This window comes from Bibersteinia trehalosi USDA-ARS-USMARC-188 (genome assembly GCF_000521725.1).
Taxonomy (GTDB): Bacteria; Pseudomonadota; Gammaproteobacteria; order Enterobacterales; family Pasteurellaceae; genus Bibersteinia; species Bibersteinia trehalosi.
Window position 1 is genome coordinate 70,007 of sequence record NZ_CP006954.1, and the last position, 24,149, is coordinate 94,155.

At 43.4% G+C, this 24,149-nt stretch carries 23 protein-coding genes and 2 pseudogenes; 13 read left to right on the plus strand and 12 right to left on the minus strand.

Translation table 11 applies throughout. The features are described 5' to 3' along the window. The first annotated feature begins 2 nt into the window (after positions 1–2). The 12 genes from F542_RS00335 to F542_RS00390 all read left to right on the plus strand — a co-directional run bounded on the left by F542_RS00335 (position 3) and on the right by F542_RS00390 (position 11,413). The gene (locus F542_RS00335; protein ID WP_015433596.1) at positions 3–263 is read left to right on the plus strand and encodes a phosphopantetheine-binding protein; all 261 of its coding nucleotides are present in this window, start codon (positions 3–5) and stop codon (positions 261–263) included. A gap of 1 nt (position 264) precedes the next feature. Further along, positions 265–510, plus strand: a complete 246-nt coding sequence (locus tag F542_RS00340; protein WP_015433595.1) for an acyl carrier protein — start codon at positions 265–267, stop codon at positions 508–510. A gap of 258 nt (positions 511–768) precedes the next feature. After that, positions 769–2,268: an ApeI family dehydratase gene (locus F542_RS00345; RefSeq protein WP_025266666.1), complete on the plus strand. Its 1,500-nt coding sequence runs from the start codon at positions 769–771 to the stop codon at positions 2,266–2,268. A 302-nt stretch (positions 2,269–2,570) separates the two neighbouring features. Then, on the plus strand, positions 2,571–3,125 hold the full coding sequence (locus F542_RS00350; RefSeq protein ID WP_015433593.1) for a COG4648 family protein: 555 nt from the start codon (positions 2,571–2,573) through the stop codon (positions 3,123–3,125). Positions 3,126–3,129: 4 nt separating this feature from the next. Further along, a complete protein-coding gene (locus F542_RS00355; RefSeq protein WP_015433592.1) occupies positions 3,130–4,335 on the plus strand; it encodes an AMP-binding protein in 1,206 nt (401 codons plus the stop codon). A gap of 82 nt (positions 4,336–4,417) precedes the next feature. Beyond that, positions 4,418–5,140 (plus strand): glycosyltransferase family 2 protein, encoded by a 723-nt coding sequence (locus F542_RS00360; RefSeq protein ID WP_025266667.1) that lies wholly within the window; start codon positions 4,418–4,420, stop codon positions 5,138–5,140. Further along, on the plus strand, positions 5,137–6,063 hold the full coding sequence (locus tag F542_RS00365; protein WP_015433590.1) for an LpxL/LpxP family acyltransferase: 927 nt from the start codon (positions 5,137–5,139) through the stop codon (positions 6,061–6,063). The genes F542_RS00360 and F542_RS00365 overlap by 4 nt, the downstream gene beginning before the upstream one ends. Positions 6,064–6,075: 12 nt before the next feature. Then, positions 6,076–6,501, plus strand: coding sequence for a hypothetical protein (locus tag F542_RS00370; protein WP_015433589.1), 426 nt, complete (start codon positions 6,076–6,078; stop codon positions 6,499–6,501). 84 nt (positions 6,502–6,585) lie between these two features. After that, positions 6,586–7,026 (plus strand): acyl-CoA thioesterase, encoded by a 441-nt coding sequence (locus F542_RS00375; protein ID WP_025266668.1) that lies wholly within the window; start codon positions 6,586–6,588, stop codon positions 7,024–7,026. A gap of 76 nt (positions 7,027–7,102) precedes the next feature. Continuing rightward, on the plus strand, positions 7,103–7,693 hold the full coding sequence (locus F542_RS00380; protein WP_015433587.1) for a LolA family protein: 591 nt from the start codon (positions 7,103–7,105) through the stop codon (positions 7,691–7,693). After that, positions 7,693–10,050 (plus strand): MMPL family transporter, encoded by a 2,358-nt coding sequence (locus F542_RS00385; protein WP_015433586.1) that lies wholly within the window; start codon positions 7,693–7,695, stop codon positions 10,048–10,050. The genes F542_RS00380 and F542_RS00385 overlap by 1 nt, the downstream gene beginning before the upstream one ends. Before the next feature lie 127 nt (positions 10,051–10,177). Continuing rightward, a complete protein-coding gene (locus F542_RS00390) occupies positions 10,178–11,413 on the plus strand; it encodes an NAD(P)/FAD-dependent oxidoreductase (RefSeq protein WP_015433585.1) in 1,236 nt (411 codons plus the stop codon). Between the two features lie 31 nt (positions 11,414–11,444). Here F542_RS00390 and F542_RS00395 read toward each other — a convergent pair whose 3' ends face one another. The 12 genes and pseudogenes from F542_RS00395 to ppa form a co-directional block, all read right to left on the minus strand. Continuing rightward, positions 11,445–11,774: an AzlD domain-containing protein gene (locus F542_RS00395; protein WP_015433584.1), complete on the minus strand. Its 330-nt coding sequence runs from the start codon at positions 11,772–11,774 to the stop codon at positions 11,445–11,447. Further along, positions 11,761–12,462, minus strand: a complete 702-nt coding sequence (locus F542_RS00400) for an AzlC family ABC transporter permease (protein ID WP_015433583.1) — start codon at positions 12,460–12,462, stop codon at positions 11,761–11,763. Before F542_RS00400 ends, F542_RS00395 begins: the two co-directional genes overlap by 14 nt. Positions 12,463–12,656: 194 nt before the next feature. Then, positions 12,657–12,906: pseudogene (locus F542_RS10840) on the minus strand (IS1595 family transposase); the annotation flags it as partial. Between the two features lie 130 nt (positions 12,907–13,036). After that, positions 13,037–14,128 carry a response regulator gene (locus tag F542_RS00405; RefSeq protein ID WP_042365477.1) on the minus strand — a complete coding sequence of 364 codons (1,092 nt, stop codon included), beginning with the start codon at positions 14,126–14,128 and terminating at the stop codon, positions 13,037–13,039. Next, positions 14,121–16,289, minus strand: coding sequence for a sensor histidine kinase (locus tag F542_RS00410; RefSeq protein ID WP_015433581.1), 2,169 nt, complete (start codon positions 16,287–16,289; stop codon positions 14,121–14,123). Before F542_RS00410 ends, F542_RS00405 begins: the two co-directional genes overlap by 8 nt. Further along, positions 16,286–17,548 (minus strand): DNA cytosine methyltransferase, encoded by a 1,263-nt coding sequence (locus F542_RS00415; protein ID WP_015433580.1) that lies wholly within the window; start codon positions 17,546–17,548, stop codon positions 16,286–16,288. The genes F542_RS00410 and F542_RS00415 overlap by 4 nt, the downstream gene beginning before the upstream one ends. A 379-nt stretch (positions 17,549–17,927) precedes the next feature. Continuing rightward, positions 17,928–18,154 (minus strand): annotated as a pseudogene (locus F542_RS11085) (IS3 family transposase); the annotation flags it as partial. A gap of 126 nt (positions 18,155–18,280) precedes the next feature. After that, positions 18,281–19,711, minus strand: coding sequence for a quorum sensing histidine kinase QseC (gene qseC, locus F542_RS00420; protein ID WP_025266670.1), 1,431 nt, complete (start codon positions 19,709–19,711; stop codon positions 18,281–18,283). After that, the gene (locus F542_RS00425) at positions 19,698–20,372 is read right to left on the minus strand and encodes a response regulator (RefSeq protein WP_015433577.1); all 675 of its coding nucleotides are present in this window, start codon (positions 20,370–20,372) and stop codon (positions 19,698–19,700) included. Before F542_RS00425 ends, qseC begins: the two co-directional genes overlap by 14 nt. Positions 20,373–20,447: 75 nt before the next feature. Beyond that, positions 20,448–20,813 (minus strand): YgiW/YdeI family stress tolerance OB fold protein, encoded by a 366-nt coding sequence (locus F542_RS00430; protein WP_025266671.1) that lies wholly within the window; start codon positions 20,811–20,813, stop codon positions 20,448–20,450. Between the two features lie 219 nt (positions 20,814–21,032). Next, the gene (locus F542_RS00435) at positions 21,033–21,797 is read right to left on the minus strand and encodes a M48 family metallopeptidase (protein WP_015433574.1); all 765 of its coding nucleotides are present in this window, start codon (positions 21,795–21,797) and stop codon (positions 21,033–21,035) included. A 60-nt stretch (positions 21,798–21,857) separates the two neighbouring features. Further along, the gene (ppa, locus tag F542_RS00440; protein ID WP_015433573.1) at positions 21,858–22,385 is read right to left on the minus strand and encodes an inorganic diphosphatase; all 528 of its coding nucleotides are present in this window, start codon (positions 22,383–22,385) and stop codon (positions 21,858–21,860) included. A gap of 232 nt (positions 22,386–22,617) precedes the next feature. On the opposite strand from ppa, the gene ilvC reads away from it, so the two are divergent. Further along, entirely contained in the window at positions 22,618–24,099 is a 1,482-nt protein-coding gene (gene ilvC, locus F542_RS00445; RefSeq protein ID WP_015433571.1) for a ketol-acid reductoisomerase, read from the plus strand. Positions 24,100–24,149: the final 50 nt, after the last annotated feature.

Genomic DNA, 24,149 nt, shown 5'->3' on the forward strand with positions numbered 1-24,149 from the left:
AAATGCAATTAGAACAACAACTTAAACAACTGATTATTGATAGTCTTGCCCTTGAAGATATTAGCATTGATGACATTGAAACCGATGCGCCGCTGTTTGGTGATGACGGCTTAGGTTTAGATTCTGTTGATGCGCTGGAACTTGGCTTGGCGGTGCAAAAAACCTTCGGCTTAAAGCTCGACAGCGAAAACCAAAATCTGCGTAGCCACTTTGAAAGCGTGGCAACACTGGCAGCCTTTATTCGTAGCCAACAGGGGGCATAAAATGACCGAACAAGAGATTCAGAAAATCTTAACCGAAGCGTTGGTGAATTTGTTTGAAATTGACGAGAGCAAAATCACGCCCGAAACGCATCTCTACCAAGATTTAGAAATCGACAGCATTGATGCGATTGACTTAATCGACCACATCAAACGCCAAACCGGTTACAAACTGCAAGCGGACGATTTCCGCAACGTACGCACCGTGGCTGATGTGATTGAGGCGGTGAAGAAAATTTCTGCACAGTAATATAGTAGGGTGCGTTTACCAACGCACCGCAATGAAAAATAGTGTGTGCCTAACGCACTATAATGAGCAGGGCAAGCGCATATGTTGTTTATTTAGTGTACGATCAAATTCCCCTCTTTTTCAAAGAGGGGAGTTTGTTCTTTATAAGACAAACATGATATAACTGATTGATTTTTAATGAAAACATATTTCGTAAAATACGATCTTGCCCTGCTATAACGAAAAATGGTGCTGTCGCAAACGCACCCTACAATGATGATGAAACTACCTTATTCCCCAACCGATTTAATTGCCACCCACCCCAACTGGGCGTTCGCCGATTTTGAACGCCACGCTCTGCAACTCTCGGCACACTTGCAAGTTGAACAAATTCGTTCGATTGCTCTTTGGTTTGAGGACGGTGCAAAACTGGCTTGTACCCTGCTTGCCTGTTGGCACGCCGGTGTCAAAACCCTGTTTCCGCCGAATGACGCGCCGGAAAGCCGTGAATGGGTGGAAGCCAATGCCGATATTTGGCTTACCGACACCACGCTTTCGCACCCGCAAGCGGTACAATTTGCCGATTTTTCTGCCAGAGCGATGTTGCAAAAAAATGTCGAAAATCGACCGCTTGTTTCTCGCCAAAATCAGACCGCACTTTTAATGAAAACCTCCGGCAGCAGTGGTGAGGCGAAAACCATCGAGAAAACCGCCGAAGAGCTGTGGCTCAGTGCCGAAGTGCTGGCAAATGCACTGCCTTTTGCGCAGGGAAATCAGATTACCGCCATCACCAGCGTCAGCGCCCAGCACATTTACGGCTTAACGGTGCAGATTATGATGTCGCTAGTGCAAGGCTGGATCATCGGGCGTAAACAGCAATTCTTTCCAGAAAATTTACAGGCGGAAAGCGCCGCAACCTGTCAAAGTGTGCTGATTAGCAGTCCGGCAATGTTGAGCCGAATGGCTTGGCAGCAGCTTGACTTTCCTCAATTGGTCGGCGTGATTTCCTCCGATGGTGCATTGGATACCCAGCTTTTCGAGCAGATCCGCTACTGCCTCAACAAGCCTGTGATGGAAGTTTACCCAAATGGTTTTGAACTACTTGGGCGGATTGACCGTATTGTCAAAATCGGCGACAAACGCACCTCATTGGTAGGGGTGGAAACGGCGTTAAATCAGCACCCTTGGCTGAACGATTGCTATATTGCCCAACACCCAAGCGAGCCTCGTCTGGCGGCGTGGGTGGAGCTGAATGACGAAGGCATTACCGCTTTTCGGGAACAAGGGCGCAAGGCGGTGATTGAGGCATTGCGGCGTTTCCTGAGTGCCAGCCAAGAAAGCTCGGCGGTTCCCTGTTTTTGGCGGTTTACCGACCATCTGCCACGCAACAGCCAATCGAAAATCAGCTGTGTGGAATTTGAGAAAATCTGTCTGCACTTTGCCACGGACCCGATTTGGCTCTTAGAAAGCGTGGAAGCGGATTGGCAGATTTTTCACGGCAAAGTCCCGCTTGATCTTGCCTATTTCGGCGGACATTTCGCTAATTTTCCGCTCGTTCCCGGCGTAGTGGAAATGCAGTGGGTGATGGATAAAATCCACAGCTACTTCGGCGAAGAGAAAGCCGTGGCACGCTTTGATAACCTCAAATTCCAAAAATTCCTCCGCCCGAACGACGAGCTGGAACTCCGCCTCAAATGGGAAGAAAGCAAAAACCGAATGGCATTCCAACTCAAAACCGGCGGCGAAATGTGCGGCAGCGGGTTAGTGGTGTTATTATAAAAAACAAAACCGCCGTGAAAGGCGGTTTATGTTATAATCACTGACGGTTGGTCGGGTGTTGTAGTTAACCCGACTGGTACTCGGGTTAGCCACATCTCCCAAATCTTACTGACTTAAGGAGGTGATGATGAATGCGATTTTGGAAAATTTTTACGATTATCCTAATCATTTCAATGCTAGCTGGTGATACCCCTATCGTTAGATAGCAACCCAACCAAGGGTAAGTCCGAAAGGGCTTGCCCTTTCTTGGATTCATTGTATGTTTTTTATATGTTTTTTGCAAGCCAATAAATTTAGGAAGAATGAAACGTCAATTCTCATTTCTGATTACTTCATTTCTTTTCATTACTAGCCTCGCCTACCCCCTAATTTGGCTGTGGCAGGGGCAGGATAGCCCGATATTAAGCTATCTGCCGTTTCTACTTGCGCTCTGTTGGGGGGCGAAAGCGGGGATGCAAGCGGTTGGTTTGCAGCGATTTTTTGCTATTTTTATGGCGCTTATTTTGCTGATGGTTGGGCTTAGTCGAAGTCTTGAAACAATGTATTGGTATCCGATTATCATCAACGGCATTATGCTGGCGATGTTTGGCGGCAGTTTGTGGCAAAATCAAACCATAATTGAACGTCTCGCCCGTTTGCAAGATCCGAATTTGCCTGAAGAAGGCGTGCGTTACACCCGAAAAGTCACCCAACTTTGGTGTGGCGTGTTTATGCTGAATATAGCGATTTCAACCCTGCTTATCGCTGCCGAACAATTTGCGTGGTGGGCGATTTACACCGGCGTGATTGCCTATGTCATTATGGGCGTGGTGATGGGGGGCGAATGGTTGTACCGAAAAATGGTGATACAACGATAACACGATGAAATTTTCCGATTATTTAACCGAACATAATATCCAATCCGTTGGGCTGTGGCTGGAAGACAGTCGCCGGTTCGCCCAAGTGTTGCTTCACTGTTTACACGCCAACGTGCGGTTGCTTTTGCCGCCGAATTTATTGGCGGAAAATCGGGCGTGGCTGGACGAAAACGCCGATCTGTTTATTTGTGATGATAATCTTGCCGAGGTTGGCGATTTGCAAGAAATCGAGCAAATCCTACCGCTTGTGGATAAACAGAGCGAAAGTGAGATTTGGCTGAAAACCTCGGGCAGTAGTGGTGAAGCAAAAATTATCCGCAAAACCGCGGCACAAATGTGGTGTGAGGCGACCGCACTTTCGCATGTGTTACCACTCGAAAAAGGTGAGGCGGTGCAACTGCTCGGCAGTGTCAGCACGCAGCACCTATACGGTTTAACCTTCCGCATCTTCTTGGCATTGGAAATGGGCTGGCAACTGAGCGGGGCAGCGTTGCAATACCCCGAATTTCTGATTGCCGAAACCCGCCGTCAAAAAGCAGTCTGGATCAGCAGTCCGGCACTGCTGATGAACCTCCATCTGGCTAACCCTGAATTTGCTACGCTCCCCCTTGCCGGTATTATCTCCTCCGGCGGGGCATTGCCGGCACAGACCGCTTCGGCACTGCGTCATACCCTTGCTTGCCCGATTATTGAAATCTATGGCAGCACCGAAACCGGTGTGATTGCGCACCGCACCCAAGCAGGCAATTGGCAGCCAATGCCACAAAGTCGGCTTGGCTTAAATGCAGACGGAGCCTTGTGGGTAGAAAGTCCGTGGTTGGCACAGCGTGAACAGACCGCCGACAGCGTGCAGTTTGCTGACGACGGTTTTGAACTGCTCGGGCGGATTGATCGCATCGTCAAATTGGGCGACAAGCGAGTGTCATTGGCAAAAATTGAGCAAGATTTACTGAAACACCCTTGGGTGAGCGATTGCTATCTCGGCTTACACCCCGAACATCAACGCCCTGTGGCATGGGTTGCCCTCAACTCAGCAGGGCTAGCAGCACAGCGGAAAAGTCTGATCGCCGTATTGAGAAAGCACTTGCTCCCAACCCAAGAAAAATTCTCCCTTCCCCGCTACTGGCGTTTTTGCGACAAACTGCCAAGAAACAGCCAATCGAAAATCAGCCGAGCGGATTTTGAGAGGGTATGTTTGGAAAAAGTATGATAAAACATAGAATGTGTATTTAACGATATAATACAAGAGAAGAGATTGAAAAATTAAAAGCACTATTTAGGAAACAAGAACAATGAACTTCACGCCCACCGCCGTCATTCCCCACTACAACCATTCCGCTACGATCGGCAAGGTGGTGGCAGAACTGCTTGCGCTTGATTTGCCGGTATTGATTGTCGATGACGGCTCATCAAGCGAGCATCAAGCGGTGCTGAAAACGCTGGAAAGTGACAAAGTGCGGTTGGTTTTTCGTGAGAAAAACGGTGGCAAAGGGGCGGCGGTGAAAACTGGTTTAACAAAAGCCTTTGAACTGGGATTTAGTCACGCTGTGCAGGTGGATGCAGACGGTCAGCACAACTTGGCAGACGTGGTTGAAATGCTTGCAAAATCTCGGGCAAATCCGACCGCTTGCATTTGCGGTAAACCGATTTATGGCGAGGACGCACCGCTTGCACGGCTTTATGGGCGGAAAATCACCAACTTTTGGCTGGTGGTAAACACTCACTCTACCCAAATTGTGGACGGAATGTGTGGTTTCCGCCTCTATCCGCTTGCCGAAGTCATGCCGATTTTACACAGCGAACCACTGGGCGACAGAATGGATTTCGACATTGAAATTCTCGTTCACTGCCACTGGCGTAAAATTCCACTGGTTTGGGTGGACACGCCGGTGAAATATGAAGCCGGCGGTGTTTCACACTTTCGAGGCTGGGCGGATAATTGGCTCATCAGCAAAATGCATGCACGGCTGTTTTTCGAGATGTTGAGGCGCTGGCTTATGGGGAAAATGCGATGAAATCAACCCACTGGGCAAAACAAGCAGAGCGTGGCTCGCCGTTTTTTCTGCGTTTAACCACCTTTATTGTGAAGCACTTTCCGCTGGGAGGCATTCGTTTTGTTACCTTTTGGGTGGTGCTTTATTTTTACCTTACCTCAAAAAAAGCCCGCACGCATATTGCCGAATATCACACTCATCTACAGGCGACTTTTCCTCATCTTAGACTTCCGAAACAGGCGGTTTTTCGTCAGTTTCTTGCCTTTGGTGAGGCAATAACCGACCGTTTTGCCGTGTGGCAACGTAAAATTTGCTATACAGATTTAGTGGTGGATGATGCAGATAATCTCCATGCAGAAATGGGCAATCCTAAAGGGAGAGGGCAGATTTTAGTTTGTTCCCATTTTGGCAATATGGAAATTTGCCGAGCATTGGTGGGCAGTGGTCATCTCCCGCATTTTAAGCTAAATGTGTTGGTGCATAGTCGTAATGCAGAGGTGTTTAATCAAGCCTTGACAAAAGCTGGTGCGAGTGAGCTTTCGCTGATTCAAGTGGACGAGTTGGACGCACAAAAAATGTTGGAATTAAGCGAACGGATTGAACGAGGCGAGTGGATTGCCTTGGCTGCCGACCGTGTTCCGCTACGGGGGGATAAAACCCAAGCGGTTAGATTTCTCGGAAAATCTGCAAACTTCCCCGAAGGGGCGTGGTTGCTGGCAAGTCTGCTAAAAGCGGAACTCAACACGGTTTTTTGCTTAAAAGAGAATGGAAAATACCGCTTGCAGTTGCGTAAATTCAGCCCACCGATTAGCGGACGAGGCACAGTTCGTCAGCAGAACATTCAACAAGCCATGCAAAACTATGCCAAACTGCTTGAAAAAGCGTGTGCGAAAAATCCGCTTTTGTGGTTTAATTTCTATGATTTTTGGCATCAACAATCTTAATAAGGAGAACTTATGAAATTTATTAGACTAGCTGCTATTGCGGCTGTAGTTGTGGCGATCTCTGCTTGTGCTCCTCGCAATGATACTCAATATTATTCTATTCAAGAAGTACTTAACTCGTCAAAAGCGAAAGAAGTTTTAGATCCAAATATCAAACTCTATTTTGGTACACCAGCACCAGGGGAGGTAGTTAGAGCTGGTGCAACCACTAGTCAGCGCACCAACGCTTTAAACAAAACAGATGCTGAAGCTTGTAACTGGGTCTTTTTATCTGCAGTAAAAAGAATGCAAGAAGGCGCTAGACGAGCTGGCGTTACTAAAGTTGGCAATATTGTGAGCAACTACAATCACAAAGAATTTAGTAGCACAACACAATTTGAATGCCATGCCGGCCGCACTATGGCAGGTGTTGCATTAAAAGGTGACATTACTAAATAATTCCTAAGGTGCATTTGTTAATGCACCTTATTCTTTCATTTTATTAAAACAGCGCATTGGTAAACATACCCTACTATTATGCGAATAAAAAAACACATTTACGCCCAACATAGCAGTGAATATGAAATCCCGTTTTTTGATGTGGATTCGATGGAAATTATGTGGCATGGGCATTATGTCAAATATCTGGAAATGGCTCGCTGTGCCTTTTTGGAGCAAATTCATTACACCTATGACGTGATGAAAGCTCACGGTTACGGCTATCCGATTGTGCAACTGAATTTAAAATATGTTCGCCCTGCGCTGTTTCGCCAAAAAATTCGGGTGGATGTGGCGTTGGTGGAATATGAAAGCTCTATTCGCTTTGATTACACCATTGTCGATCTAGCCACCGGTAAGAAATTAACCACCGGCAGCACCACGCAAGTAGCAGTGGAAATCGCCAGCCAAGAGATGCAGTTCCAAACCCCACCGTCTTGGCGAAGTGCGGTGGAAAATTATCAGGGTTTTGTGCCGTTAATTTAATCATCGTAGGGGTGGGTCTTGTACCCGCCCGAATTACCAATGAAGCAATGGGCGGAGACCCCGCCCCCGACAGAATATGAAAAAATTGATCTTTTTGCTGATTTTCAGCCTATTTTCACCGCTTGTTGTGGCATTTTCGCAACAAGATTTAGTTTTACAACTCCAAAAGCCAAGCAATTTGCAAGGGCAGTTTAGCCAGCAACGGTTTTTAAACGGGCTAACCAAGCCGATGACGACACAGGGTGATTTTGTGTTGCTGAAAAATCAGGGCTTACTGTGGCAGATGAAAAAGCCGTTTGAAAACCAACTGCGTGTGAAAGCAGATGGCATTAGCCAGTGGAACGGCAGCCAGTGGGTAAGCAGCCAGCAACTCGGGCAGTCGGAACAGATTAAGCTGTTTTTAGGGCTGTTATCGGGCGATGTGGCGGCACTTTCTTCACAATTTGATCTGCAACTGAACGGCACTGAAAAAGCGTGGCAACTCAGCCTTGTGCCGAACACTTTGCTGATGAAACAGATTTTTGACAATATTGAAATCCGAGGCGATCTGGTCGTGAAAAGCATCGAAATTCGGGAAAAACAGGGGGATCGCACCTTGATCCGTTTCGAGCAAATTCAGCAAGATCAGCCGTTATCAGCATTTGCCCAATCTGCGTTGCAAAAATAATGAAAAAACTGACCGCTTGCCGTTGGCTTTATGCCCTGTTTTTATTGGGCGTGTTGATTGTCTTTGGCGTACAGTTGCGCCAAGGCGGTTGGCTTCAAACCGAACTGCAAGCATTACTCCCCGAAAGCCATTGGTCGGCAGCACAACAACAAGCCGACCGTCACCAAGAGGCGCAACTTAACCGCCAATTCATCGCCCTTGTCGGGCATTCTGAGGCACAATCCGCTTTTCAACTTACCGCTGAATTAGGCGAAAAATGGCAAAAGAGCGGTCATTTTTCGGTGGTAAATTGGCGGATCGAGCCTAATCTGCCCAGCCTTCGCCTGCAATTACAGCAACTGCGTGTAGCAACCTTGCCGGAAACCGTGCGAGCAGAGCTACTCAACCAACCAACCCGCTATTTTCAAGCCTATGCCGAACAACTGGCGAACCCTTTCCAACAACAAAATCTGTTACCGCTGAACCAAGATTGGCTTGGCTTTGGGCGTTTTGCATTGAGCGCCGCACAGGGCTTGTCTTCGCTTAAATGGCATTCGGAAAACGGAATGCTTTATCAAGAAAGCGATGCGCCAAACGAAAAAATGACGTGGGTTGCCATTCACGCCGAATTAGCTCAGGCGGATTTGATTAGCCCCTCGCTGGCGTTGTTAAATCTGGTTGAAGAGAGCAAGCAACAAATTCAAGCTCAACACGGCAAATTGCTCGCCACCGGCACTTCACTGTTTGCGGCTCACGCCAAACAGCAAGCGGAAACGGAAAGTGTGCTGATGAGCAGTCTTGGCGTTGGCTTTACTTTGCTGCTCCTGCTGGGTGTTTTCCGCTCGTTGCGAGTGCTATGGCTGTTCTTGCCGATTGCGGTGGGAATGTTGTGTGGCGTAACGGCAACGGTGCTGGGCTTTGGGCATATTCATATTTTAACCTTGGTTATCGGCACCAGCCTGATTGGGGTGTTAATCGATTTTCCGCTCCACTGGCTGAGTGGCGCACTTTCCAACCCAAATTGGCAGCCACAACAGGCAATGAACCGCCTGCGGTTTAGCTTTTTGATTAGCCTGCTGGTGACGTTGCTGGGCTATCTGCTGTTGGGTTTCACGCCCTTAACGGTGCTAAAACAGACCGCACTTTTCTCTGCGGTGGCGTTGGTGACGGCAATGTTGGCAACAGTGTTGTTTTTGCCGATGTTATTTCAACGGCATAAACAGGCTCAGGTTCTAAATGTAGGGGCGTACTGCGTACGCTCGTTCAAAACATTATTGACGTTCATCGGTTGGAATAAACATTGTGACGGGCGTACGCAGTACGCCCCTACATTCTCTCGTTGGTCTGCATTAGGCTATGTGATATTGGGCATATTCACCATAAGTGGCTTAGCCCAAACCCACTGGCAAGACGATATTCGCCATTGGGTTGCGTTGCCGGAAAATTTGCTTGCCGATGCACAACAAATCAGCCGTATCACCCAAACCGATCTCGGTAGTCAGTATTTTTTAGTAACCGCCGAAAATGATGATAATTTGCTCAATAAAGAGCGAAATTTGACACAACAACTGCTTTTATTACAGCAACAAGGCAAAATTCACTCGTTTCAGGCATTGAGCCAGTGGATAATGTCACCACAACAACAAAAGGCGTTTACGCAACAACTGGTAAGGCAAATTCAGCCTGAGGATTATGCGGTTTTAAGCGAAATCGGCATTGAGCCGGCTCATATTCAACAGGCGATTGAAGCATTTGCCCAAGAAAAACCGATTTCCTTGAAAAGTGCGTTGCAGACCGAACTCGGACAGGCTTGGCGTTCGCTCTATTTGGGCGAGTTGGCACAGGGGCAAGTGGCGAGCGTGGTGAAAATCAGCGGTTTGCAAAATGTTGCGGAGATGACACCGCTTGCAAACGGCATTGATATTTTTTGGCAAGACAAACGTGCCTACCTCAACCAAGCCTTTGAACAGAGCCGCAACCAAGCGGCGTGGCTGAAAGTGGTCTCTTTCGGGCTGGCTGGCTTGCTGCTAGGCTATTTCTTTGGGCTACGCCACACTGCTCGAATGTTGCTTGTGCCGTTCGGGGCGATTTTGGCAACCATGGCACTGTTCGGCTGGCTGGGGCTGTCGATTAGCCTGTTTGCGATGTTTGGCTTGTTGCTGGTTTCGGCAATCAGCATTGATTACACCGCCTATATGCAAACTGCCGAAGAGCCTCTGGCGGTAAAACGGATTGCGGTATTGCTTGCCGCCACTACCACGCTGATTTCATTTTTGCTGCTCAGCCAGAGCCATACACCAGCAGTGGCAAGTTTCGGTTTAAGTGTTAGCCTCGGTATCGTATTTAGTGTGATCTTTACCTTTAAAATTTTTAATTAGGGTCGTTTACTCGCTTGGCTGGCACTTCGTACCTGCGCTCAAATACAATCATTTGTGCTAACGCACCATCAAATAAAATGGATTATGTTTAGCGGTGCTTTAAAACGCACCCAACGGAGAAAAGAGTATGCAACAATTTGATGTCGTGATTATTGGCGCCGGCCCATCAGGTTCGGTGTCTGCCTCGCTGTTGAAAAAACAGGGCTTTTCAGTGTGCGTGTTGGAAAAACAGCATTTCCCACGTTTTGTGATTGGTGAGAGCCTGCTACCACACTGTATGGAAATTTTAGAGGATGCGGGGTTGGTCGAGGCGGTTCACGCTGAACCGAGTTTCCAATTCAAAAACGGGGCGGCTTTCACTTGGGGGAATCGTTACACCTATTTTGATTTTACCGATAAATTTACCGCCGGGCCGGGAACGACTTATCAAGTCCGCCGTGGGATTTTCGATAAAATTTTGATCGATGAAACCGCCAAAAAAGGCGTGGAAGTGCGGTTCGGGCATGAGGTGTTAGCCTTGGATAATTCGGGTGATCTGGCGGTGATTTCGGCTCGTACCGAAGCCGGTGAAGCCTATCAAATTCAAGCCAAATTTGTGTTAGATGCCAGTGGTTACGGGCGTGTATTGCCTCGCTTAATGCAGTTGGATACACCGTCTCACCTGCCGGCACGTTTGGCACATTTTACCCATATTGACGACAACATTACCGCCGAAGACTTCGACCGTAATAAAATTCTGATTACCACGCACCCAAGCCATCGAGATGTGTGGCTATGGTTAATTCCATTTGCGGACAACCGTTGTTCTATCGGCGTGGTCGGCTTGCCTGATGTGCTGGAAGGCGACAGCGAAACCGTGTTGAAAAAATTTGCCCTCGAATGTCCAATGCTCAACCGCATTCTTGCCAATGCCAATTGGAACAACGAATTTCCGTTCCGTAACATTCAAGGCTACTCGGCAAATGTAAAATCCCTGCACGGTAAACATTTTGCCCTGCTGGGCAATGCCGCCGAGTTTTTAGATCCGGTGTTCTCCTCCGGTGTGACGATTGCGCTACACTCGGCACAACTTGCTGCCCGTCTTGTTACTCAACAGCTCAACGGACAAGCGGTCGATTGGGAGCAGGAATTTACCAAACCGCTGATGGTGGGGGTAAACGCCTTCCGTACCTATGTAAACGGCTGGTATGACTGCGCATTCCAAGATGTGATCTACGCCCGCAATCCGCAACCGGAAATCCGCCAAATGATTTCCTCAATCCTTGCAGGTTATGCTTGGGACGAAAACAACCCGTTTGTGGCGAAATCTGAATCTCGTTTAGCCGCACTTGCTGAAATTTGTGGTTTGGCAACGCAGGATTAATTTTCCAGCCGCTTAGTGCTACGTATATTGCTTATGCCCCGAATACCCACAGTATGCCATTTAAACTTGCAATGCCTAGTGCGACACTGAGCAGGGTGTTTTTAAACCATTTGTAGCTGAGTATTACGCAAATAAGCGCGAGTAGTTGGGCGTAGAGAAGGGGCATGTCGCTGTTATTGTGAGGGATAGTTAAACTTGTCAGTACCAGCAGCAACATGATCACAAGCGGTAAGGTTTTATTTAATTTCTGCAAAATTGGGTGAGCAAGTACCTTTTTCGGTAGAAATTCGGGGATAAAACGGCAGAGTTGAGTGCCAAGAATGAGTGCCGCAAACATGGCAAGAATATCAGTGGTCGGCATTGTTTTTCTCTTTATGATTTAATGATTGTGGCAATAAGGAGACGATAATAATTGCGAGCAAAATCGCGACGAGTAAGACACTGGTGTCGGTAATTTGGCGAGCAAGTAGAAAGCCAATAAGTGCAATGGCAATCGGTTTCCACTGCTTTTGGCTGTTGTATTGTTCAAAAGCGAGAATGGTAAATAGGCAGGGGAGAGCGAAGTCTAAATTTGGAATGTAATTCGCCACGCTGTCTCCAAGCACAACCCCAACGATGGTGGCAAAGGTCCAGTACGACATGCCTAAAATGCTGGTTTTGAACATCAAGGCTTGGCGTTTTTCTGCCGAGAATGTTGAGAGTAGCGCAAAGTTTTCATCAGTAAGATAACTTAATGTGAAAATCCGTTTGAGTTTTTCTTTAGGCAATGCATCATGCATATTTAGCGTATAGAAAATAAAACGTAGGCTCATGAGTAATGTGCTGAGAAAAACCGAGAGTACACCCGCACCAGAAGCAAAAAAAGGAATGGCAGCATATTGAGCTGTACCGGAGAAAACGGTAAAGCACATTGCGATAGTAAACCATGCCGGCATACCGGCATTGGTGGCGAGCATACCGTAAGCTACTCCGGCAGCAAAGTAGCCCATGAAAATTGGGCTGGTTAGCCGGAAGGCATTTTTCCAACTATTTTCAGTATTTAAAGACATTGGCAAATAAAGTCAGGAAAAAGCGGTATTATCCGCTTTTTTCAGAAAATTGCGAGTGTGGCAAGCAGTAAATTTTGTACTAAATTTTACAAAATTTATTGCTGTTCTTTATAGATATAACAGTAGTTGGTAATGAATATATTTATGTATTCTTACCAATTTTTTTATTTAAAAAAACAAGAGGCTGTATTAGATTAGCCCCAAATATCACACCATTTACGACATATTTTTTAACAGCTCTTTGATTGTGTCAAAATTAAACTGAAATTCATGTTCTTTCAAGAATAACGGAAAGTTTTTTCGGTTAATTCCATTGTATTTCCGGAGCGTTTGTTTAGCTTAACTTCAAAAGGTTTTAATGCAGTTAATATGATTTTGTTTTACTTCAAACAATCCAGAATGATTGATTCGTTCGTGATGAAATTTGCTCACTTCAAGTGCATCTAGAAATGCCACTTTAATTACTCATTTTCTACTAGAATCTCTCAATAGCACTCCATTGGATATTGCCAATAATTCCTCTTAATTCTGGACATATTGAAAGATCGCTGTTCCGGAGAATGGACATCCATATTCAGTTTCCTGTAACTGTTGTTATATCAATATCCGGCTGTCCCTGTCTGGCATAGTAGGATGAAGATCTTGAAATCATATCTTTCAAAAACGGGGATGAAATTTGTATTTGGGGGGATTCAAACAAATTATCAACATCTGCTTCTGTGTATGTAGAAACTCTACGGAAGTTAATTACTCCGCCAGGGTAAAAGTCAGTTTCAGGTAACCAGTGATAATATAGTGATTTATTATTTCTATAAATTTTTTCTAAGTCTTTTCTATTACTCTTAGAAAGACTACTCCAATCGAAATCCGGATAAATATCTCTTATAGATTGTATTTCAACTAAAAGAGCGTGATCCGTATTGCAGCCACCATTACTTCGTTCCGCCAAATCACAGGCCGGATTCATTACGATGTAATACTGATCCGACCCCTTTTTCTTAAGAATGCAACCGGTATTAATTCGATCATTTATTGGAGGTAATATGTACATTTCTTCCGGATAGCACTGGCTGACATCATTATCCAAATACTGAAGCAGGTGATTTATCGCATATCTTAACAGTGCTTTTTCTGTCCTAGCCGGATCAGACTCAGCATATTTAATCCAGCCTCTCTGTTCAGAAAGACTATTAGTCAAAGCTGGCAGGAGATTATTAGTGAATATAGTCGTAAGTGTTTGTTCAATTACGCCTCTTCCCCCCATAATTCTGGTTAGTCCAGTATGATAAATATTCCGGAATTTTTCTATAATTTGACAGTATTGAATATCCCCTTTATTGCATATAGCAATTAGTGGAAAATCATTACGCTCAGCAACACTCGGAGTTCCAGTCATAATTACAACAGGGATACGATTAAAATTTTCCTTGATTTTACGGATAACCTGATTACCTTCATCTGTTCCTGTGTCAGTAAGCTTCATATCAATAATTACACCGTCAAAGTCTGATGTTTTCAATTGTTTTTCAGCTTCCTCAACTGTCCCGCAAATTTTAAGGATAATCTTAAATTCGCTATTGTCTTCATTAAAATCATCTACTGCATTTTTGCATACTTGCTGATCATCTTTATTATCTTCAACTAAAAGTAATTTCATATCATCCATTATCTATATCCTTGTTCTGTAATCTGAAATAAGCCCCAGTATCCGACTGTAACGCACTCAGTTTCAGACCATTACGTTCTGCTGCTTCCCCCGCAATAGCTAATCCAATGCCGGTTCCCGATGGTTTGGTGCTGAATTGCGGTTCAAAAATCACTTCGTCTTCAATAAAAACAGGATCAATTCCGGGGCCGGTATCGCGAAAATCAATATAAAGCAGTCTGTTATTATCCGATTCTATATTTACTGTGATTTTCCGGTTATTCGGAGGAGATTTTTCTTTCAGCCAGAATACACTGTTATCAATCAAATTAGTGAAAATAGCCTGAATATCCTGTTGCCAAGTCAAAAAGGTTAAGTCATCGTTCCCGTTTACTTCAACCTGAATTTGATTATCCTTTATATCCTGACGGAAAATATCAAAACATTGTTGAACTTCCTGTCTGATTTTTAATTCTTTGGGTGAAGCCTTTCTGCCCGAAGCTAAAGGATCCAGCCTTTTGAACAGTTCGGAAAAAGCAGCGGCATTTGATTCAACTCCTTTGGCAATAGCTGCTATCTCATCAATATTCTTTTTATCTCCGGTTTCCAGTAATTTTTTCTGAAATCTGCCGATACGGGGTACCTCATTACGGAAGTAATTCAGTGGTCTTCGGCCTTCATGCACAACAACAGTGATAATTTTACCTAATGTAGCCTGCCCTTGATAAGTTGCGACTGCTCGACGTATTTCTTCGGCTGTTTTTTCCTTATTTTTTTCTTCGTAGGTGATTAATGCAATAACTTCATTTGCTGCCTGCTCTTTCATTCCCTGATTAATCAGTTGGTTCCGTATTTCTTTTTTCAGACTGTCCATGGAAAAGAGTTTTTCCAGTTCCTTTTCCACTTTAAGTGCAGGTTTACTCAAGCCTGTCTTTCTTCTGTAACTGAAACGGCGTTCTTCCAGCCTGTTTATCACTTCTTTTGTAATTTCTTTTAATTGTTCATAAGCTGAATTTTCCTGCAGACCATCACGGGCACTTTTTTCAATCAGGTTAGACTGTTCTTCAGACTGAATCAACACATAGCCAATAACCTGATTACTGCCGATCCGCATGGAAGGATTTTGGACACGCTGTTCATTGAGCTTGAGCCAGTCAAACTCAGGATCGCCAAGAGGACGTATTCTGAAACCGTTACGGTAAACACCTATACCGTTGGAAGCGTCAAGTAATTTACGAGCTTGGAGCTTGCCGACATAATTACCGGATTCATCTTTTAATCCTCTCTGAATTAAAGTTTCGATTGAGGCTGGTTCACGATCATAAACCCTTATATCAAAAAACAAATCTCCGCATCCGGTGGCTTTTCCAAGACTGACAGAAATATCTTCCTCTATAGTGTTTTTAGCTTTTTGAGTGGAATATACCAGTTTACCTTTCCCGTCAGATGTAATTTTTCCTGAAATTTTATAGTCGAACAGTTCAAAAATCGGGTAAGGTTCAACAATTTCATTGATATTAATTTCATCCGAGAAACCAGATATATTCAACTTGATCTCAAATGTTTTATTTTTCTCGTTAACAATATTCTCAGAAGGGACTGGAGTAATCAGTTTTTTTAATTCAAACCGGAGTTTATCAAATTGTTTTTTATTCCATTCTTCGTAATTTGACTGGGCTCCGGTTATGGTAAGCATTGTCCCCGGAGGCTCATCTGAATACTGATTTTCCACTAGAATTTCAACATCATCCAGATATTCTGAATTTTCAAAATTGTCCCATTGCACAAAAACGGTTGTTTTCACACCGCATACATCAACTGTTTCAAGCAAAAGATCTACCCCCAGTACCGAGGCAGCATAACGTCCAATACCTTTTCTTCCCTGCATAATTCGTCCGCCGGGACTTGTTTTTCGTTCCAGCTTATCTTTAGTAGAAGGAACCATCCATTTATTTATAACAGTATCATGAGACATGCCATGACCATGATCTTTTATGGTGATAACATATCCTTTGAGATCAGTTTTAGCAGTGAAATTTATTTCCACATCAGGAGAATCTGCGTCATACGCATTTTTTACCAACTCCACAACTGCGGCATAATTGTCCTGTATGAGATCTCGGCCAATGGTCAGCAGATGGCGACCTGCCGGTCTTATTTTATATATTCCGTTGTTATTCATATCCATTTTTCCCTAAGTTTTTCAGCAATTTTTCTAGCTAATAATACAGGAACAGCATTGCCTATCTGCCGAAAGGCTGCGGCACGGCTGTTTTTTTCGGTGACACCTTCAAAATAATAGTCGTCAGGAAAAGTTTGTAATCGAGCCGCTTCTCTTGGTGTAATTGAGCGGTTTTGTTGTAAATCTGGATGAATATAATAATGGCCGTCTTTCGATAAATGTGCTAATACAGTATGGGCTGCAGGCAAATCGGAGGCAACCACTTTAAACCGGTCAACAAATGCGGTACGGTTATTATGAGTCTTTAAATATTCCGGAAGATCATTGTATTCCAAACGCTTTTTTTCTTTCTGCCAGAGTTCAACCACTCTTCGGTAGATTTCCAGATCCCGTGTATTATTCGGGCGAGCTGCGTGCCAGGTTACTGGTAGCCGGTTATTTTTAATCCCTGCCTCATACAGCCACTTTCCCAGATATTCTTTTACTTCACATCCGCGGACACTTCCTTCTCCGGCCTGAAGAGCCGGCAAATCGGTAAATATTTCACTGACCAGTATTTCAGGATTCCAATAGTCCGGTTCCGGATAAAAATTACTTTCAGAATCTCTGGAACCAACCAGAATAATTCTTTTTCTGGACTGCAACACTCCATAATCACTGGCATTCAATACTCGGTATTCGACAGCATACCCTGCCTCCTTAAACAGTCTGCACATTTCAGTAAAATATAATCTACCACTGCTGTCTTTTGCAGAAAGAAGACCGGTTACATTTTCAAAAATAAAGAATCTGGGTTGGTAACGTTTAAGGAACTCAACATAAAAAACATAAAGATAATTTCGTTTGTCGCCAACCATTTTATTCGCATCGCACGCTCTTCCGACTAAAGAATAAGCCTGACAAGGAGGGCCTCCGACAATCAAATCAAGTGTTTGTTCTCCCAGTAAATTATCAATAGTTAAGAAAATATCAGCTAAGGATTCTTCGGATATTTCCCTGTTAATTACCGAGTTCATAATTTTATCCGGTACAGTTGCATACAGATTATCCCTGTCTATTTTTCCTGTCAGATAATCTTCGTAGATATTTTCCTGTTTATTTGAATTTAACCAATGATATGCAGCTCGGGTGCGAAGAGTAAAACAAGCTGCTTTATCAGATTCTATATGGGCAACAGCCTCAAAACCAGCCTGAATAAACCCTTCTGATAAGCCCCCGGCTCCTGCAAATAAATCAAGAAAGAGTAATTTTTTTGACATAAAAACCTATTCTTTATTCTTAGTATTGTCGGTAGAACAACAATTTTCATTTAAGTAATAATATTTTGCATTAACAAGTTAAAGGCTTGTATAAGAGCTTTCAAAGAAAATATTATAAATAACTCCCTCGATTATACTAGCAATATAGCCGAATATACATATTTTAATTGTTGCGTCCATCCGCTACGATTCATACTTTCTTTATTTAGTAGTTCTGCTATTCCTTAGAGCATCCTAGGTTAAACAGAATATGATTTAACCAACTGTTTTATATTTCAAGTATACTATCTAGATACTAAGTCACTATGTTAGTGAAAGAGGGTTTATCAGCAGTCTGAACCTTACCTATTGGCAAGGTGTTTGTATTTTATTCAGTAAATTTAACCGCTTGTATCACGGATAAGTTGAATTCAGGAGAGTAACTCCGTTTTTTGCCTAAGACAGCTAACCCATTGATGCCATTGTGATTATATTGCTTAACCTAACCTTCTAACGTCGTTTAGCAAGTTCGCAAACTAAAAATGCCGACGGGTCAGAGAGCTGTTTTACCGTGTTGAAGATAAATTTGATGGCTTGTTGTTTGAAAGATGGGCTATATTTAGTCATAAAAAATCTGCACCTTAATCAGTTGGTTATTTAGTCCAACTTTTAGGGTGCAGATCAAAAGTAGTTTTTAATTTTTCAAAAAGGTAGCTTAACGCCCTGTAATATAAGGTTTTAAACCACTTTTTATTAACTATTTTTCCTATATGCCTCTTTATAGCAGACGGTTACTTTTAACCCTTTTTTACCTTTGAGCTCGAAGCCATTGCTGAGCATAATTTTGTAGTGATGTAACTCCGCTATACGGTATGCAATGGAAAGCCCTAAACCACTACCTTTTTCATTCTGTCCTGCTGGGCGATAAAAACGTTGCCCTAGTTTCATAAGATCACTTTCTTCTACTCCGCCACCATTATCTTCAATAATGATGCAATCGTTATCAAGTGTGACGCGAATTTGTGAGCCTTCAGAACAATATTTTATCGCGTTTTCCAGCAAATTACGTAACATTAAAGAAAGTAACAATGGTTGTCCTTGCCGTACAAGCGGTGCAGTTTTGGTGAAAAATTGCAAATCAATATGGCGTTTTTCTGCTTGGAAGTAGAGTTCAGCAATGAGTGATGGGATAAGTTTTTCCCAGTCAATTGGCTCTAAATCTTCAAGTTGTTGTAAGTTATCTAAGCGCGAAAGTGTCAGCAGCTGTTCCACAAGTTGTGTTGCGCGATCAATACTTTTTGTGAGGTTATTTAATGCTTTTTCGCGTAATTCATGATCTTCACCGGCAATTTGTGCAATTTCTGTTTGAATTTTAAGTGCAGCAAGCGGGCTACGCAGTTCATGAGCTGCATCGGAGGTAAAACGCCGCTCTCTTAATAACATAGCGGAAGTACGATCGAAAAATTGGTTTAAGCTATTTACTAATGGTGCAATTTCTTGTGGTACTTCCGTAGTAATTGGCTGACTATTTTCAGGCGTTCGGCGGCGTACTTCATCGCTTACTTGTCGCAAGCTTTTGAGTTCATAGTTAATTACCCATACGATTAAAATCAGTAGAAGTGGCAGGCTGACAAACCACACCCACATTTGTCCAATGACCATATCTTCGATTAAGTCATCGCGATAGTCGATTTCTTGACCAACCGCAATCATTAGATTGCCATCTACAACAGGCAGCCAGAAGATTTGCCATGGATCATCATCACCGTCTGTGAGATAGTCGCGTGAGAAGTTGTTGGGTTTGGGTGCAAAGGGGAAAAATTCGCCATTGCTGCCATCGTGCAATAACATTTCACCGTGGCGATTAAAGACGGCGAAAGCGAGGGCATCGTCATCAAAGCCCACTTTTTTGAAATGTCTTTTTAAGAATCCTCTGCCGGCAATTTCTTTACGAAATTCACGGCGCAGCTCCTTTGGCGGGCGGCGTTCGATAAGTAGTGAATGTAGATTGGAAGAGGCGAGTCGCTGTGCAAATAAAATTTGTTGGGTATCAAACATTTTATCCACTTCTTTGCGTACCTGAAACCAAGCAACGGTGGTAGAGAGTAGCCAAATAAATAATGAGGCAACACAGATAACTAAGATGAGTCGAAAGCGTAAGCTCCGGTTTTTAAACAGGCTCATGTTTGGTTTTCCCCAGCGTGTAACCAACACCGTGTACCGTACGGATAAATTGTTTGCCCAGTTTTTGGCGTAGGTTATGAATATGGACTTCTAATGCATTAGAACTGACTTCATCATCCCAAGTATAGAGTTTTTCTTCAATAGCTGAGCGGGTTAAAACTCGTTCTTTATTGCGCATAAACAACTCAAGCAAATTATATTCTCGGGTAGTTAGCGCAATTTCATTTTCGTTTAAAAAGACTTTACGCTGATTTGGGTCAAATTTAACGGCTTCATGTTGCAATATAGGGTTGCTTTGCCCATAACGACGGCGAATAAGTGCTTGTAAGCGAGCCACAACTTCGGCAAGCGCAAAAGGTTTACAGAGATAATCGTCTGCGCCGCGTTGTAAGCCGGCAATGCGTTCATCCAGTGTGTCGCGTGCGGTTAAAATTAATACAGGGACATCGTTATTTGCTTTACGCCATAAATTAAGGATTGCTAGTCCATCCATTTGTGGTAGGGTGAGATCTAAAACTACCGCATCATAAGCTGTTGTATTAACAGCTTGCGCACCTGTTTTGCCATCCTGAAACCAATCGACACTAAAGCCAGATTTAGTTAAACCCAGTTTTAAACCTTCACCAATCAGGTTGTCATCCTCAATTAATAAAATTCGCATAAGCTTATCCCTTTATTAAGCAAGCGGTTGAATTTGGCGGAAATTTTACAAAATTCAACCGCTTGCAATATAAGATTAATGTTTTTGGATACGGTAAACATCAACCGTATTGGTTTTAAAGCTCTCTTTATCTATTTTACCAAAGATAGTAATAGTATCATTTGGTGTGATATTTTGACCTTGCCATGCTTCATCTTCTACTTCAATTTTGATTTCTCCTGTTGCATCGCGGAAGATAAACTCATCGCCATCTACTTGGCGGATAATTTTTCCAGTTAATTGAATTGGCATATCATCTTGATTAGCTTTAAGTGCTTGTGCAACAGTTGCTGAGTTGCCTGTGCCAGCATTAAAACCGCCTGTTTGATGACCCGCATCAAAACCGGCAAAAGCAACCGAAGAGAGTGTGAGGAGTGTTGCGAGTGAAAGTAATTTTCTCATTGAGTCCATTCCTTTTTTAAGTCAATAAAAGTGTAAAAATAACATTGCTAGGGTCTGTCAATAATGCAAAGGCTTCCTTGCCTGCGCTATTTTTGGATGATAACGCTGTTTACTTTGAATTATCAACAGCCCTAAAATTATTAAAGCATTGAAAGCTTAAGAGAAACTTAATCAGAATATCTCTCTCTCTTGATATTTATATTCTCTCAAGGCAATAAGCTATTTTTTATTCGCTTGATATACTTTCATTGCTTCAGGCACTAGGCGTGCTAAATTTGCTTGACGCGCTTCATTCGATGGGTGAGTTGAGAAAATGGAACTACCTCCACCGGTTGCTTGGCTCATTTTTTTCCATAAATTTGGTGCATATTCTGGGTTATAGCCTGCTTTTGCCATTAAGGTTAAGCCAACTTCATCTGCTTCCGTTTCTTGGCTGCGGGAGAAGGGCTTATTTACACCAAGATCGGCGATGGTACCAACTAAATCAATGCCACCATAATTGGTTTGAATACCCATTGCTTGTAATCCGATACTGCCAACGGTTGCGGCAATACCTGTTACCGCACTTACGGTACGGTCTGACTTACCATGTTCTTGTAGTGCATGAGCCATTTCATGCCCCATTACAACAGCAATTTCATCATTATTTAAATTCAGTTTTTCCACCAATCCTGTGTAAAACGCCATTTTACCGCCTGGCATTGCCCATGCATTTAATTCACTCGATTTTAAAACGGTAATTTCCCAATTAAAGGGTACACCGGTTTTATTTTCGCGCTCTGCATGAGGTTTCATCGTATTAAATACGGAATAAATGCGTTTCGCAGTTTGTGAGCTGGTATCAATCACACCTTGGGCAGCGGCTTGTTGTTTTACTCGTGCATAGCTACTGGCGGCCTCTTGATTAATGCCTTCTGTGGTTACACAGGCACTTAAAGCACCCGTGACAAACAGAGTACTGGCAACTTTAGTCCATTTTTTCATTATCTACTCCATAGAAAAAATGCCAAAGTAAACTTTGGCATTTGACAAAATTAAATAGGATTATTTTTTGGCACGTTCGAAAGATTCTAAGATCTCTTGACGTGCTGCGGCAACATCTTCCCAGCCTAATACTTTTACCCATTTACCCGCTTCTAACGCTTTATAGCTTTCGAAGAAGTGCTGGATTTGTGCTTTTAATAGTGCTGGTACATCGTTTACGTCCTGAATGTGGTCGTACTCTTTGCTTAATTTAGTATGTGGTACGGCAATCACTTTCGCATCTACGCCAGACTCATCTTCCATTTTTAATACGCCAACTGGACGACAACGAATAACCGAACCAGGTTGTAATGGGTATGGTGTCGGCACTAATACGTCCACAGGGTCACCATCTAAAGATAAAGTGTGGTTTACATAACCGTAGTTTGCTGGGTAGAACATTGCTGTTGCCATGAAGCGATCAACGAATAATGCACCACTCTCTTTGTCCACTTCGTATTTGATTGGATCTGAGTTTGCAGGAATTTCGATTACAACATAAATATCATCTGGTAGCTCTTTACCAGCAGGTACGTTTTCTAAGCCCATTTTGGTTTCCTTCTAAAATAGTGGAGTGAAAATTCGCTTGATTATAGCGGATATTGTAAAAAGCGAAAAGCAAGCGGTAGATTTTAAGCAGAAATTTGCAAATAATGTTGCTCAAAATGCAATTATATATTCTGATAATATCATTTTACGCAACAAAAAAAGCTCAGTATACTGCTTCTCATTAAATGGGCGAATGTGATTCGCCCCTACATTTCATAATGAGGAAAACACAATGTCTAACTATTTCAATACCTTAAATCTTCGTCAGCAGCTAGATCAATTAGGTCGTTGCCGTTTTATGGATCGTAACGAATTTGCAGATGGTTGCAATTTCTTAAAAGGCAAAAAAATCGTGATTGTGGGCTGTGGTGCACAGGGCTTAAACCAAGGCTTAAATATGCGTGATTCTGGTTTAGATATCTCTTACGCATTACGCCAAGCGGCGATTGATGAAAAACGTGCTTCTTTTGTGCGTGCAACGGAAAATGGCTTTAAAGTTGGTACTTATGAAGAGTTAATCCCAAATGCAGATTTAGTGGTGAACTTAACCCCTGATAAACAACACAGCAAAGTGGTTGCAGACGTTATGCCGTTAATGAAACAAGGTGCGGCATTAGGTTATTCTCATGGTTTAAACATCGTAGAACAAGGCGAACAAATCCGTAAAGACATTACTGTGGTAATGGTTGCACCAAAATGTCCGGGTACAGAAGTGCGTGAAGAGTACAAACGTGGTTTTGGTGTGCCAACCTTAATCGCTGTTCACCCAGAAAACGATCCGAAAGGCGAAGGCTTAGCGATTGCGAAAGCGTGGGCGAGTGCCACAGGTGGCGACCGTGCGGGCGTATTAGAATCTTCTTTTGTTGCCGAAGTAAAATCGGACTTAATGGGCGAGCAAACTATTCTTTGCGGTATGCTTCAAGCAGGTTCTATCGTGTGCTATGAAAAATTAGTGGCGGACGGCAAAGACCCAGCATACGCTGCGAAATTGATCCAATACGGTTGGGAAACTATCACCGAAGCGTTAAAACAAGGTGGTATCACCTTAATGATGGACAGACTTTCAAACGCAGCGAAACTCCGTGCCTTTGAACTTTCTGAGCAAATCAAAGAAGAATTAACTTTCTTATTCCACAAACATATGGACGACATCATCAGTGGCGAATTTTCATCAACTATGATGGCAGACTGGGCAAACGGCGATGCAAACCTATTAAAATGGCGTGAAGAGACCGGTAAAACCGCTTTTGAAAACGCACCAAAAGGCGACAATATCAAAATTTCTGAACAAGAATACTTTGATAACGGTGTCATTATGGTCGCAATGGTAAAAGCAGGTGTGGAATTAGCCTTTGATACAATGGTAGCAAGCGGTATCTATGAAGAGTCTGCATACTATGAATCACTCCACGAATTACCGTTAATTGCGAACACTATCGCTCGCAAACGCTTATACGAAATGAACGTGGTCATTTCAGACACCGCAGAATACGGTAACTACCTATTCGCAAACGTGGCGACCCCAATCCTACGTGAAAAAGTGATCCCAACTTTACAACGTGGTGATTTAGGTGAACCAACCCCAGCGACTGAAATTGACAACGTAACATTGCGTGATGTAAACGATGCAATCCGTAACCACCCGATTGAATACATCGGTCAAGAACTGCGTGGTTATATGACCGATATGAAACGTATTTCTTCGCAAGGTTAATGAGTAATATTGAAAGGGGCTTTTGCCCCTTTTTTACTATTTGAAACAAG